The 12,942-nt window shown below is 52.7% G+C and carries 11 protein-coding genes and 1 other annotated feature; of the genes, 8 read left to right on the top strand and 3 right to left on the bottom strand.

All coding sequences use genetic code 11. The features are described 5' to 3' along the window. The first annotated feature begins 9 nt into the window (after positions 1 to 9). Positions 10 to 1,236 (top strand): YidR family protein, encoded by a 1,227-nt coding sequence (locus ACOXYR_RS21360; RefSeq protein ID WP_421356061.1) that lies wholly within the window; start codon positions 10 to 12, stop codon positions 1,234 to 1,236. A 1-nt stretch (position 1,237) separates the two neighbouring features. Here the strand turns inward: ACOXYR_RS21360 and ACOXYR_RS21355 are convergent, their stop codons facing one another. Next, positions 1,238 to 1,570, bottom strand: coding sequence for a YceK/YidQ family lipoprotein (locus tag ACOXYR_RS21355; RefSeq protein WP_108476268.1), 333 nt, complete (start codon positions 1,568 to 1,570; stop codon positions 1,238 to 1,240). Between the two features lie 244 nt (positions 1,571 to 1,814). Then, positions 1,815 to 1,888, top strand: a sequence feature (ROSE (Repression Of Heat Shock gene Expression) occurs in the 5'-region of heat shock genes and acts as an RNA thermometer to modulate expression.). On the opposite strand from ACOXYR_RS21355, the gene ibpA reads away from it, so the two are divergent. From ibpA to ACOXYR_RS21340, 3 genes are all read left to right on the top strand, one after another. Then, positions 1,882 to 2,295, top strand: coding sequence for a small heat shock chaperone IbpA (gene ibpA, locus ACOXYR_RS21350; RefSeq protein WP_015343937.1), 414 nt, complete (start codon positions 1,882 to 1,884; stop codon positions 2,293 to 2,295). Its footprint overlaps the feature before it by 7 nt. 111 nt (positions 2,296 to 2,406) lie before the next feature. After that, the gene (gene ibpB / locus ACOXYR_RS21345; RefSeq protein ID WP_421356062.1) at positions 2,407 to 2,835 is read left to right on the top strand and encodes a small heat shock chaperone IbpB; all 429 of its coding nucleotides are present in this window, start codon (positions 2,407 to 2,409) and stop codon (positions 2,833 to 2,835) included. 223 nt (positions 2,836 to 3,058) lie between these two features. After that, complete coding sequence (locus ACOXYR_RS21340; RefSeq protein WP_113859103.1) at positions 3,059 to 4,720, top strand: putative transporter; 1,662 nt, start codon at positions 3,059 to 3,061, stop codon at positions 4,718 to 4,720. On the opposite strand, the gene ACOXYR_RS21335 is transcribed toward ACOXYR_RS21340, so the two are convergent. After that, complete coding sequence (locus ACOXYR_RS21335; protein ID WP_108476271.1) at positions 4,700 to 5,437, bottom strand: GntR family transcriptional regulator; 738 nt, start codon at positions 5,435 to 5,437, stop codon at positions 4,700 to 4,702. The two genes, ACOXYR_RS21340 and ACOXYR_RS21335, sit on opposite strands and share 21 nt — an antisense overlap. A gap of 298 nt (positions 5,438 to 5,735) precedes the next feature. Here ACOXYR_RS21335 and ACOXYR_RS21330 point away from each other — a divergent pair, with 298 nt between their 5' ends. Together ACOXYR_RS21330 and ACOXYR_RS21325 are read left to right on the top strand one after the other, a co-directional pair. Continuing rightward, positions 5,736 to 7,358, top strand: coding sequence for an alpha-glucoside-specific PTS transporter subunit IIBC (locus tag ACOXYR_RS21330; RefSeq protein WP_421356063.1), 1,623 nt, complete (start codon positions 5,736 to 5,738; stop codon positions 7,356 to 7,358). Further along, complete coding sequence (locus ACOXYR_RS21325; RefSeq protein WP_108476273.1) at positions 7,355 to 8,677, top strand: 6-phospho-alpha-glucosidase; 1,323 nt, start codon at positions 7,355 to 7,357, stop codon at positions 8,675 to 8,677. The genes ACOXYR_RS21330 and ACOXYR_RS21325 overlap by 4 nt, the downstream gene beginning before the upstream one ends. Here ACOXYR_RS21325 and ACOXYR_RS21320 read toward each other — a convergent pair. Further along, entirely contained in the window at positions 8,674 to 9,567 is an 894-nt protein-coding gene (locus ACOXYR_RS21320) for a helix-turn-helix transcriptional regulator (protein WP_108476274.1), read from the bottom strand. The two genes, ACOXYR_RS21325 and ACOXYR_RS21320, sit on opposite strands and share 4 nt — an antisense overlap. A gap of 164 nt (positions 9,568 to 9,731) precedes the next feature. Between ACOXYR_RS21320 and ACOXYR_RS21315 the strand changes: the two genes are divergently transcribed. Together ACOXYR_RS21315 and ACOXYR_RS21310 are read left to right on the top strand one after the other, a co-directional pair. Then, on the top strand, positions 9,732 to 11,432 hold the full coding sequence (locus ACOXYR_RS21315) for a solute:sodium symporter family transporter (RefSeq protein ID WP_108476275.1): 1,701 nt from the start codon (positions 9,732 to 9,734) through the stop codon (positions 11,430 to 11,432). Further along, the gene (locus tag ACOXYR_RS21310; protein ID WP_108476276.1) at positions 11,429 to 12,922 is read left to right on the top strand and encodes a sulfatase-like hydrolase/transferase; all 1,494 of its coding nucleotides are present in this window, start codon (positions 11,429 to 11,431) and stop codon (positions 12,920 to 12,922) included. Before ACOXYR_RS21315 ends, ACOXYR_RS21310 begins: the two co-directional genes overlap by 4 nt. Positions 12,923 to 12,942 lie beyond the last annotated feature (20 nt).

Here is a 12,942-nt window from a genome sequence, read left to right as displayed (position 1 = left end):
GACTGCGTAATGAAACAGGTCACCTTTGCCCCGCGACATCATCAACTTACCAACATCAATACCTGGACCCCGGACAGCCAGTGGCTGGTCTTTGATGTTCGCCCTTCCGGCGCGTCGTTTACCGGCGAGACGATTGAGCGCGTAAACATCCGTACCGGCGAGCTCGACGTGATTTACCGCGCCACGCAGGGCGCGCACGTTGGCGTGGTGACTGTTCATCCTCAGCGCGAGAAATATGTGTTTATCCATGGCCCGGAGAACCCGGATGCCGGCTGGCAGTACGATTTTCACCATCGCCGTGGTGTGATCGCTGAAAACGGTACGACCACCAATCTGGATGCAATGGATATCACCGCGCCTTATACGCCTGGCGCGCTGCGTGGCGGGAGTCACGTGCATGTGTTTAGCCCTAACGGTGAGAATGTCAGCTTTACCTATAACGACCACGTGATGCACGAATACAACCCGGCGCATGACCTGCGCAACGTTGGCGTTGCCGTACCATTTGGCCCGGTCAACGTTACTGCTCAGCATCCGCGTGAATACAGCGGTAGCCACTGGTGCGTGCTGGTGAGTAAAACCACGCCTGCGCCAAAGCCGGGGAGTGACGAGATCAATCGCGCCTATGAAGAGGGCTGGGTGGGGAATGAGACGCTGGCGTTTATTGGCGATACGCTGTCGGTGAAGGGCGAGAAAGTGCCTGAGCTGTTTATTGTCGCGCTGCCTAAAACCGCCCAGGGCTGGAAGCTGGCGGGTGATGCGCCGCTGGCTGGAACGGAAACCACGCTACCCGCACCGCCCGCAGGCGTGGTGCAGCGTCGTTTAACCTTCACGCATCAACGGGCGTACCCGGGGCTTGTGAATGTGCCGCGTCACTGGGTGCGCTGCAACCCACAGGGCACGGAAATCGCGGTGCTGATGCGCGATACAAACGGTGTGGTTCAGCTGTGGCTGGTATCGCCAGAAGGCGGAGAGCCGCGCCAGCTTACCCATGTAGAAAGTGACATTCAGTCGGCGTTTAACTGGCATCCGTCGGGAAATGCGCTGGGCTTTGTGCTGGAAAATAGAATCGCGATAGCCGATGCGGCGAGCGGGAGCGTGCGCTTTTTGACAACCGATCACGGTAACCCGCCGTCTGCCGATGCCGTCGTTTTCTCACCCGATGGCCATTACATAGCCTGGATGGAAGAGACGGCGGGCTTCCGTCAGCTGTGGATAACCGAAACCGGCCTCTGAATTACGGCGAAGGCATCGGCGCTGGCGGAATAACCGAGTTCGTCGCCAGCGTCTCCTGCTCGCTCTTTTCAACACGTGAACGCACGGAGTTATCGGTGCGGAACATGTCCCACGGCAGCAGCAGGGTATCCATCACCGCTGTGAATGGCATATCAAGCGCCACCAGCGATTTGGTTCCCCAGTTGTTGTCCTCATCGCCGAGCATGGTCGCGCTTGCTCGCGTGCCCGGATACGTACCCTCTTTGCCACCCGTATGCGACATCACGCTTGAGCAGCCGCCTACTAACATCATCCCACTGAACAGAGCCAGCTTAAGCAGATTATTTTTTATCATGATTTAATCATCGTATCGGAGCCGGGAGGGCTCATCTGTACGGGTTATAGCCACCCGTCGCGAAAATGGATAGTCCTGGCTTCCCGCTCTGTGGCGGCTGTCGCACTTTAACCAATAGTGCTCTACCCCAGTCTATGCCTTCAGCACGAAAGTGCAAAAAAAGTAAGACCCGCGCCCTTGAAAATCGTTCCTCAGAACACATTTTAAGAGTGTAGCCCAATGAGGAGCACGCCTGATGGGTGCTTCGGGTATCACCGCCTGTCCATGATGGAAGGCCGTAAAATTCTCGCTGATTTCAGGAGCTATTGATTATGCGTAACTTTGATTTATCCCCGCTATACCGTTCTGCTATTGGTTTTGACCGTCTGTTCAATCTGTTAGAAAACAATCAAACCCAGAGTAACGGCGGCTACCCTCCGTACAACGTTGAGCTGGTAGACGAAAACCATTACCGCATTGCCATTGCCGTTGCCGGTTTTGCTGAAAGTGAACTGGAAATTACCGCCCAGGACAACATGCTGGTGGTGAAAGGCGCTCATGCGGCCGAGCAGAAAGAGCGTACCTACCTCTATCAGGGGATCGCCGAGCGCAACTTTGAACGCAAGTTCCAGTTAGCGGAAAACATCCACGTGCGTGGCGCAAACCTGGTGAATGGCCTGCTCTATATCGAGCTGGAGCGCGTAATTCCTGAAGCGAATAAACCGCGCCGCATCGAAATCAACTAATTCCATGAGCCGCTACGGCGGCTCTGATTACCCAGGCTTGCCGTCAGGGAGCCTTATGCGAATCTTCATGATCCGCAGGACTTTACTCGCTTCTTAGAAGGAGAATGTATTATGCGTAACTACGATTTATCCCCACTGCTGCGTCAATGGATCGGTTTTGACAAAATGGCTAACGCGTTGCAAAACGCCGGTGAAAGCCAGAGCTTCCCGCCCTATAACATCGAAAAAAGCGACGATAACCACTATCGCATTACCCTTGCGCTGGCCGGTTTCCGTCAGGAAGATCTGGATATTCAACTGGAAGGCACGCGCCTGACCGTGAAAGGCACGCCGCAACCGCAGGAAAAAGAGACCAAATGGCTACACCAGGGGCTGGTCACCCAGGCGTTCAGCCTGAGTTTCACGCTGGCTGAAAATATGGAAGTGGCTGGCGCAACCTTCACTAACGGCTTGTTGCATATCGATTTGACCCGCAACGTGCCGGAAGATGTTGCCCCGCAGCGGATCGCCATCAGCGAGCGCCCGGCGTTGAATAGCTAGCAATGGATTGAATAGGCGTGATTTTGTAGGCCGGATCAGGCGTTCACGCCGCATCCGGCAACCACAACGCGCACGTTGCCCGCAATCTAAAGCCTCGTCTACATGACGGGGCTTTTTTACGTCTGCTAAAAATCCAAAGTAATTGTGCGCAAATCCCCATACAACCCTCTGCATTTCTGCGAGAATCCCCACTACAGGTAATGTTATTCACAGGGAAAATTGTATGAGTGATATAGCAATGACCGTCAGTGTGCTTGCTCTGGTTGCCGTCGTCGGCCTCTGGATAGGCAACGTCAAGATCCGCGGGATTGGCCTCGGTATTGGTGGCGTGCTGTTTGGCGGGATAATCGTAGGACACTTTGTCGAAATGGCAGGCGTCGAGCTTAGCGGCCCGATGCTGCATTTTATTCAGGAATTCGGCCTGATCCTCTTTGTCTACACCATCGGGATTCAGGTGGGGCCGGGCTTCTTTGCTTCATTACGCGTCTCCGGGCTTCGACTTAATCTCTTCGCCATTTTGATTGTGCTGCTGGGCGGCGTGGTCACCACGCTGTTGCATAAAATCTTCGATATCCCGCTGCCTGTCGTATTGGGGATATTCTCCGGCGCGGTCACCAACACGCCAGCGCTGGGCGCAGGTCAGCAAATTTTGCGCGATCTTGGCGTACCCTTTGATGTGGTCGATCAAATGGGTATGAGCTACGCGATGGCTTATCCTTTCGGCATCTGCGGTATTCTCCTTACCATGTGGCTGCTGCGTCTGTTCTTCCGCATTAACGTTGAGAAAGAAGCCCGACGCTTTGATAAACAAGCGGGGAACAGTCACGAAAATCTGCAAACCATCAACATCTGCGTCGAAAACCCAAACCTGCACAGCATGGCGATTCAGGATGTCCCCATTCTCAACAGTGATAAAATTATCTGCTCGCGTCTGAAACGGGGCGACGTCCTGATGGTGCCGTCGCCCGCCACGCTCATTGAGCAGGGTGATTTGCTCCATCTGGTGGGGCGACGGGCCGACCTGCACGATGCACAACTGGTGATCGGTAAAGAGGTTGAAACCTCTCTCTCCACGCGCGGTACGGACATGAAAGTCGAGCGCATCGTGGTCACCAACGAGAAGGTGCTCGGCAAGCGAATCCGCGATTTGCACTACAAACAGCGCTATGACGTGGTTATCTCGCGCCTCAACCGCGCGGGCGTGGAACTGGTCGCCAGCAGCCACGCGACGCTGCAATTTGGTGACATCCTCAATCTGGTGGGGCGTCCGGCGGCGATTGACGCCGTGGCGGCTGAGCTGGGCAACGCGCAGCAAAAACTGCAACAGGTACAGATGCTACCGGTCTTTATCGGTATCGGCCTGGGTGTGTTGTTGGGCTCCGTGCCGCTGTTCATCCCCGGTTTCCCGGTGGCGTTAAAACTGGGCCTGGCCGGCGGGCCGCTGATTATGGCGCTGATCCTCGGACGTATCGGCAGCATCGGGAAGCTCTACTGGTTTATGCCGCCGAGCGCCAACCTGGCGCTGCGTGAACTGGGGATCGTGCTGTTTTTATCGGTGGTTGGCCTGAAATCGGGTGGTGATTTTGTCGATACGCTGGTACACGGCGACGGGCTGAGCTGGATTGGCTACGGCATTTTCATTACCGCAATACCGCTTATTACCGTGGGTATTCTGGCGCGTATCTTTGCGCGCATGAACTACCTGACCCTGTGCGGCATGCTGGCTGGCTCGATGACCGATCCACCCGCGCTGGCTTTCGCCAACAACCTGCACGCCACCAGCGGCGCGGCTGCACTCTCTTACGCTACCGTGTATCCGCTGGTCATGTTCCTGCGCATCATCACCCCGCAGCTACTGGCGGTACTATTCTGGGGAATGGGTTAACGGGCTATTATCGGTGTGGACGCGCCGCAAATGGTAGTCCACCTGATATTCACTGGCATTACGGAACATCACCGAATAATTGAGAAACTCGCCGCTGTCGCTGTAGGAAAGAGAAGTAATACGCAGCAGCGGCGTCTGTTCCGGCACATTCATCGACTGCGCCAGTTGCCTGTCTGCCAGCACGGGTGACAGGCTTTCATAATTCCCACTGATGGTGATGCCGCACTCCTTCTCGATGTAATCAAACTTTGACCCCTCCAGGTGCCCCAGCGAAAGCGTACGAAACAATTTTACCGGCATGTAGCTGTCTTCCAGCATTAACGGTTTTCCATCTACATACCGCACGCGGCGTGAAAAGTAGATCCGCTCATTAATCTGGATGCGCAACTGGCTGGCGATGGCCGGTGGGGCTGGCATCACTTCAAATACCAGTACCTTGCTTATCACCTCTTTCCCCTGCTGGCGCAGCACTTCCGCCAGCCCGGTGAGGTTGGTGGTCTCATGATGAACATCTTTGCGCGCCACATAGGTTCCGCTGCCGTGGCGGCGGATAACCAATCCCCATGCAATCAACATATCCACCGCTTTGCGAATGGTCATTCGCGCAACGCCAAATTCCTGGGCGAGAATCTTCTCAGCCGGAAGCGGGCTTCCCACGTTGTAATCGGAAGAGTTGAGCCGTAAACGCAGTTTGTCAGCGATAGATTTGTAGATCACCAGTAGACCTCTGTTTTAGGGTAAGCGGTTAGAATCGAACCTCTGTTTCTAATTATTAATTCATATATATCAATAAGATAAAGCATATTCTCTCCGTGAATCTCAGCATGAAAATTCATGTTGTCTATTTTTCTATGAAAAAGTAGACAACATCGGCGCAATTAAAACCATGAAAGGGATCACGAATCGAACCGGCGCGGCATGTTGTCTGTCCGGCAAATTCCTATTCTCGAAGCAGGCTGATAGAGAAGATAAATAAAGCCACTCACCCTACAAGTTGTTAAATGAGGATTACCAAATGCTCAGTCAAATACAACGCTTTGGCGGCGCCATGTTTACCCCGGTATTGCTGTTTCCTTTTGCCGGGATCGTGGTGGGTATCGCCATTATGTTACGTAACCCGATGTTTGTCGGCGAAGCACTTACGGCTCCCGATAATTTATTTGCTCAGATTGTTCATATTCTTGAAGAAGGCGGCTGGACCGTATTTCGTAACATGCCGCTTATTTTCGCCGTTGGCTTACCGATTGGCCTGGCAAAACAGGCGCAGGGCCGAGCCTGTCTGGCGGTGCTGGTGAGTTTCCTCACCTGGAACTACTTTATTAACGCGATGGGAATGACCTGGGGCCACTTTTTTGGCGTCGATTTTTCCGTCGATCCTACCGCCGGAAGTGGCCTGACAATGATCGCCGGAATAAAAACGCTCGACACCAGTATTATTGGCGCGATCGTTATTTCCGGTATCGTTACTGCGCTGCATAACCGTTATTTTGATAAACCGCTGCCAGTATTTCTCGGTATTTTCCAGGGATCATCATTTGTTGTCATTGTCGCTTTCCTGGCGATGATCCCCTGCGCCTGGTTAACGCTACTTGGCTGGCCCAAAGTGCAATTAGGCATTGAATCACTGCAGGCATTTTTACGCTCTGCCGGGGCGCTGGGGGTATGGATTTATATTTTCCTGGAACGTATTTTGATTCCGACCGGTTTACATCACTTCGTTTATGGCCCGTTCATCTTTGGCCCGGCGGTGGTGGAAAGCGGCATTCAGGTTTACTGGGCGCAGCATTTACAGGAGTTCAGCCAAAGCACTGAACCGCTGAAAGCGCTGTTCCCGGAAGGGGGGTTCGCCCTGCACGGTAACTCGAAAGTCTTTGGCTCCGTGGGCATTGCGCTGGCTCTCTACTTCACCGCCGCGCCGGAAAACCGCGTCAAAGTCGCCGGTTTGCTGATTCCCGCCACGCTAACAGCGATGCTGGTGGGTATCACTGAACCGCTGGAGTTCACCTTCCTGTTTATCTCGCCGCTGCTGTTCGCCGTACACGCCGTGCTGGCCGCGACGATGGCAACGGTGATGTATATGTGCGGTGTCGTTGGCAACTTCGGCGGTGGCCTTTTGGATCAGTTCCTGCCGCAAAACTGGATACCCATGTTTCACAACCATGCGTCGATGATGTTTATCCAGATTGGCGTTGGTGTGTGCTTTACCGCGCTCTACTTCGTCATCTTCCGTACTCTGATCCTGCGCTTTAACCTGAAAACGCCGGGTCGTGAAGAAAGCGAAATCAAACTCTACAGCAAAGCCGATTACCAGGCCGCACGCGGCAAAACCAGCGCCGCTGGCGCACCGGATACCAAACTGGGCCAGGCTGCCGGATTCCTGCAAGCATTGGGCGGCGCGGCAAACATTGAAAGTATCAATAACTGCGCCACCCGACTGCGCATAGCCCTGAAAGACATGGCGCATACGCAGAGTGACGAGATCTTTAAAGCGCTGGGCGCTCACGGCGTCGTGCGCCGTGGCAACGGAATTCAGGTGATTGTTGGCCTGCATGTTCCTCAGGTTCGCGACCAGCTTGAAACCCTAATGAAAGAATCTTTCCCGACCGAACAATCCACCATGACGGAGGCAGTATCATGAAAAAATTCTCAGTTGTTATCGCAGGCGGCGGCAGCACATTTACTCCCGGTATCGTCCTGATGTTGCTGGCAAACCAGGATCGTTTCCCACTGCGTTCACTGAAATTTTACGACAACGACGGGGCGCGTCAGGAAGTGATCGCTGAGGCCTGCAAAATCGTCCTCAAAGAGCAGGCACCGGATATCGAGTTCAGCTACACCACCGATCCGGAAACGGCTTTTACCGATGTCGATTTTGTGATGGCGCACATCCGTGTCGGTAAATACCCAATGCGTGAAAAAGATGAAAAAATTCCGCTACGCCACGGTGTGCTCGGCCAGGAAACCTGCGGGCCCGGTGGGATTGCCTACGGCATGCGCTCCATCGGCGGTGTGCTGGAACTGGTGGATTACATGGAGAAATACTCGCCGAACGCCTGGATGCTGAACTACTCCAACCCGGCGGCAATTGTAGCGGAAGCGACCCGCCGTTTGCGCCCGAATGCCAAAATCCTCAACATTTGCGATATGCCGATCGGTATTGAAGGGCGCATGGCGCAAATTGTGGGTCTGCAGGATCGCAAACAGATGCGCGTACGTTATTACGGCCTGAACCACTTCGGTTGGTGGACTTCTATCGAGGATCTGCAAGGTAACGATCTGATGCCGAAATTACGCGAATATGTGGCAAAACACGGCTATGTACCGCCTTCTAACGACCCGCATACGGAAGCCAGCTGGAACGATACCTTTGCCAAGGCGAAAGATGTGCAGGCCCTCGACCCGCAAACCCTGCCCAACACGTACCTGAAGTATTACCTGTTTCCGGACTATGTGGTGGCCCACTCCAATCCGGAACGTACGCGCGCCAATGAGGTGATGGATCACCGCGAGAAACACGTCTTCAGCGCCTGCCGGGCGATTATCGAAGCGGGTAACGCCTCTGCGGGCGAACTGGAAATCGATGAACATGCCTCTTACATCGTCGATCTGGCGGCGGCGATTGCCTTCAACACCCAGGAGCGCATGCTATTGATTGTGCCGAACAATGGTGCCATTCCTAACTTTGATGCCGACGCGATGGTCGAAATTCCGTGCCTGGTGGGCCACAACGGGCCAGAGCCGCTGACCGTAGGTGAAATCCCGCACTTCCAGAAAGGGATGATGGGCCAGCAGGTGATGGTCGAAAAACTGGTGGTAGACGCCTGGGAAGAGCGTTCATATCAGAAACTGTGGCAGGCGATTACGCTGTCGAAAACCGTGCCGAGCGCGTCGGTGGCGAAGGCGATTCTCGATGATTTGGTAGAAGCGAATAAAGAGTACTGGCCGGAACTGAATTAACCGTCAGGGTCGGCGTCCTGTGGGCGCTGACCCTGATGTTTTAACACCGCCGATGGCGCGTAGCCAAACTTCTGTTTAAATGCCTTGCTGAAATGAAAGGCATCAAAAAAATTCAGCATATCTGCCACATTGCCCACCGAATTTCCCTCCTGCTTTAACAATGACAGCGCGAGATCTAACCGGGCGTCCAGATAATACTCATTGGGCGTTTTACCGGTGTAACGAAGGAAAAGACGGCGTAGCCAGGCCTCGCTGCAGGGGATAAATTGTGCCATTTCGTAAACTGACCAGCGCTTTTGTGGGCTGGCATGCAAAGCCGTAATTAACTTTTCCACCTGATTTCTCTGCGGATCCTTTTTCTCATTTTGGGAAATAAGATAAATCCATTGATATATGATTTTTGTGAGATACGCAACGGCGAGATTATGTTGCATTACATTATTACTGGTAATTAAATCTGACACCTCATTTAATTCAGCGTTAAAGATTTCTCCGTTATAAATAATGCCTTTTTGTAATATCGGAATTTCCATTACGCTGGTGGGGATAAACTCCATCCAGTACTGTTCCCAGAGTAAACCGTCGCAATGGTAAGACTGGATGTCGGTTGGCTTTAAAAAGATAATGCAGTTACCATTAAGTGTGATCAGGTTATTGTTTTTGAGGACTATTTTACCGCACCCCTGCACCGTGTAGACGGCTACCCATGAGTTCGCGATGAGCGGTTTTTTCTTATCCCGAGGCCAGAATACCTGATAACGCTCATCGGCAAAGGTATGCCAAAGAGAGAGTAAAGAAATTCCGCTGGAGATCACATTTTCGTTAATCAGTAGCGGGATATTAAAAGGGGTTTCGTTTTTTACATGCGCAACGCTCTTTTTTCCATTCATTTTAATCACTCGCCGGGGAATTATGCTCACAACCTGGTGTGAACGTTATCAGAAAACGTTAAGGCCAGGGAAGCGATGTATTTATTTTTAAAAATCTATGCCTGTAGACCAGCGATATTTCGTCACTAATCCGCTGGGGTTAGATTATCATTCAGGGCAAAAAAATGAATATTCAGCAAATTGTGAGTTTTATCGGATTTACACTGCTGGTGGCCGTGATCACATGGTGGAAAGTCCGCAAGACGGACACGGGCTCTCAGCAGGGTTATTTTTTGGCTGGTCGCTCGCTCAAAGCACCGGTGATTGCAGCGTCGCTGATGCTCACCAATCTGTCGACTGAGCAACTGGTTGGGCTTTCCGGCCAGGCCTACAAAAGTGGAATGTCGGTGATGGGGTGGGAAGTCACCTCGGCGGTGACATTAATCTTCCTCGCGCTTATTTTCCTGCCGCGTTATCTGCAACGCGGCATTGCGACGATCCCGGATTTTCTTGAAGAACGTTACGACAAAACGACCCGTATTATTATCGATTTTTGTTTTCTCATTGCGACAGGGATCTGCTTCTTACCCATCATTCTGTACTCGGGAGCATTAGCGTTTAATAGCATGTTCCATGTCAGCGAAACGTTCGGTATTTCACATAGCGCCGCCATCTGGATATTGGTTACGGTACTGGGATTATCCGGCATTTTGTATGCGGTTGTGGGTGGAATGCGCGCGATCGCCGTCGCAGATGTGATTAACGGCATCGGTTTGGTTATCGGCGGCCTGCTGGTTCCCTTTTTTGGTCTGATGGTGATGGGGGAGGGGAGCTTTACTGCGGGTCTTAGTAAACTGACAACCGATCATAGCGAAATGCTTAACTCTGTCGGCAGTAACACGGATCCTCTCCCTATTGGCGCGGCATTCACTGGCCTTATTCTGGTGAATACCTTCTACTGGTGCACGAATCAGGGCATCGTTCAACGCACGCTGGCGTCCAAAAGTTTGGCGGAAGGGCAAAAGGGCGCGCTCCTGACGGCGGTACTGAAAATGCTTGATCCATTGATTCTGGTGCTGCCTGGCGTGATTGCATTTCACCTCTTCCAGGATTTGCCAAAAGCCGATATGGCTTATCCGGCTCTGGTTAACAGGGTTATGCCGCTACCGCTGATTGGCTTCTTTAGTGCGGTGTTATTTGGCGCCATTATCAGCGCGTTTTGTGGCTTTCTGAATAGCGCTTCAACGCTCTTTAGTATGGGGATCTATCGTCGAATTATTAATGAGCACGCGACGCCAGACAGGCTGGTCGTGGTTGGGCGTCGTTTCGGTTTTATTGTGGCCGTGGTCTCTATTTTGGTTGCGCCGTGGATAGCGAATGCACCGCAGGGTCTATACAGCTGGATGAAGCAGCTCAACGGAATTTATAACGTTCCATTAGTCACCATCATCATCATGGGTTTTTTCTTCCCCCGCATCCCTGCGCTGGCAGCGAAGGTCGCGATGGGGTTGGGTATCGTCAGCTATATCACCATCAATTACCTGGTGAAATTCGATTTCCACTTTCTCTATGTGCTGGCCTGCACCTTCTGTATCAACGTTGTCGTCATGCTGATTATTGGCGCCATTAAGCCTCGGGCAACGCCGTTTAAGTTTCACGACGCTTTTGCGGTGGACATGAAACCGTGGAAAAACGCGAAGATTGCCTCGGTGGGGGTTTTGTTCGCGATGATAGGTGTCTATACCGGCCTCGCTCAATTTGGCGGATACCCTACTCGCTGGATTGCCATCATGAGCTATTGCATCACTGCACTGGTCGTTATCTACCTGATTTTTGACAGCTTACGCAGCCGTAAAACGTCCACTTACGCAAAGGACTCCCTATGAAACGCCCCAATTTTCTCTTCATCATGACGGATACCCAGGCCACCAACATGGTGGGCTGCTATAGCGGAAAGGCGCTCAACACCCAGCATATCGACCAGCTTGCCAGCGAAGGGCTACGTTTCAACTCAGCCTATACCTGCTCGCCTGTATGTACGCCGGCGCGTGCCGGGCTGTTTACCGGAATTTATGCGAATCAGTCTGGCCCGTGGACGAACAACGTCGCGCCGGGGAAAAATATCTCCACCATGGGGCGTTATTTTCAGGATGCCGGCTATCACACCTGCTATATCGGCAAGTGGCATCTTGATGGACACGACTATTTCGGTACCGGCGTATGCCCGCCAGAGTGGGATCCGCAATACTGGTATGACGGCGCTAACTACCTTGCGGAACTGACCGATGAGGAAATTGGTCTGTGGCGAAATGGCCTGAATAGCGTTGAAGATTTACAGAATCACCAGATTGACGAAACCTTCACCTGGGCCCATCGCATCAGCAACCGGGCGGTGGATTTTCTGCAACAACCGCAACGGGACGATGAACCGTTTCTGATGGTGGTCTCCTATGATGAACCTCATCACCCTTTCACCTGCCCCGTTGAGTATCTGGAGAAGTATCAGGATTTTTATTACGACCTTGGGCTGAAAGCGCATGATGATCTCGCCAATAAACCTGAACACCATCGCCTGTGGGCGCAGGCCATGCCTTCTCCAGTAGATAACAGCGGGTTGTACCATCATCCGATGTACTTTGCCTGCAATGATTTTGTCGATGATCAGATTGGGCGCGTTATTAACGCATTAACCCCTGAGCAGCGTGAAAATACGTGGATTATCTACACTTCCGATCACGGTGAAATGATGGGCGCACATAAACTGATCAGTAAAGGGGCGGCGATGTACGATGATATCACGCGTATTCCGCTGATTATTCGTGCCCCCCAGGGCCGCGCTGCGCAAGTCGATATGCCGGTCAGCCATATTGACCTGTTGCCCACGATGATGGCGTTGGCAGGCATCGAGAAGCCCGATATTTTGCCGGGAGAAAATATACTTAAGGTCACATCGCCACGCGGCGTGATGGTCGAATTCAACCGCTACGAAATTGAACACGACAGTTTCGGCGGATTTATTCCGGTGCGCTGCTGGGTGACAGAGCGCTTTAAACTGGTGCTTAATCTCTTTACCAGCGACGAATTGTACGATCGCGTGAACGATCCGGATGAGCTTAACAACTTGATCAATCGCGCGGAATTTGCCGATATAAGAGATAAACTTCACGACGACTTGCTGGATTATATGGATAAAATCCGCGATCCGTTCCGTACTTATCAGTGGAGCCTGCGCCCCTGGCGCAACGATGCGACGCCGCGCTGGATGGGGGCATTCCGCCCGCGCCCGGAAGACGGCTATTCACCGGTAGTACGAGATTACGACACCGGGTTGCCTACTCAGGGCGTTAAAGTGGAAGAGAAAAAGCAGAAGTTTTGATGACCGATTAAGCCCAACGA

It is taken from the genome of Pseudocitrobacter faecalis (assembly GCF_965231525.1).
Taxonomy (GTDB): domain Bacteria; phylum Pseudomonadota; class Gammaproteobacteria; order Enterobacterales; family Enterobacteriaceae; genus Pseudocitrobacter; species Pseudocitrobacter faecalis.
The sequence above is the reverse complement of the archived record's forward strand: the minus strand, read 5'-3'. Positions and strand labels throughout refer to the sequence as shown.

Bases quoted from the DNA above. Each gene is read 5' to 3' on its own strand.
- ACOXYR_RS21360 (WP_421356061.1), top strand. From the start codon at position 10: ATGAAACAGGTCACCTTTGCCCCGCGACATCATCAACTTACCAACATC.
- ACOXYR_RS21355 (WP_108476268.1), bottom strand. From the start codon at position 1,570: ATGATAAAAAATAATCTGCTTAAGCTGGCTCTGTTCAGTGGGATGATG.
- ibpA (WP_015343937.1), top strand. From the start codon at position 1,882: ATGCGTAACTTTGATTTATCCCCGCTATACCGTTCTGCTATTGGTTTT.
- ibpB (WP_421356062.1), top strand. From the start codon at position 2,407: ATGCGTAACTACGATTTATCCCCACTGCTGCGTCAATGGATCGGTTTT.
- ACOXYR_RS21340 (WP_113859103.1), top strand. From the start codon at position 3,059: ATGAGTGATATAGCAATGACCGTCAGTGTGCTTGCTCTGGTTGCCGTC.
- ACOXYR_RS21330 (WP_421356063.1), top strand. From the start codon at position 5,736: ATGCTCAGTCAAATACAACGCTTTGGCGGCGCCATGTTTACCCCGGTA.
- ACOXYR_RS21325 (WP_108476273.1), top strand. From the start codon at position 7,355: ATGAAAAAATTCTCAGTTGTTATCGCAGGCGGCGGCAGCACATTTACT.
- ACOXYR_RS21320 (WP_108476274.1), bottom strand. From the start codon at position 9,567: ATGAATGGAAAAAAGAGCGTTGCGCATGTAAAAAACGAAACCCCTTTT.
- ACOXYR_RS21315 (WP_108476275.1), top strand. From the start codon at position 9,732: ATGAATATTCAGCAAATTGTGAGTTTTATCGGATTTACACTGCTGGTG.
- ACOXYR_RS21310 (WP_108476276.1), top strand. From the start codon at position 11,429: ATGAAACGCCCCAATTTTCTCTTCATCATGACGGATACCCAGGCCACC.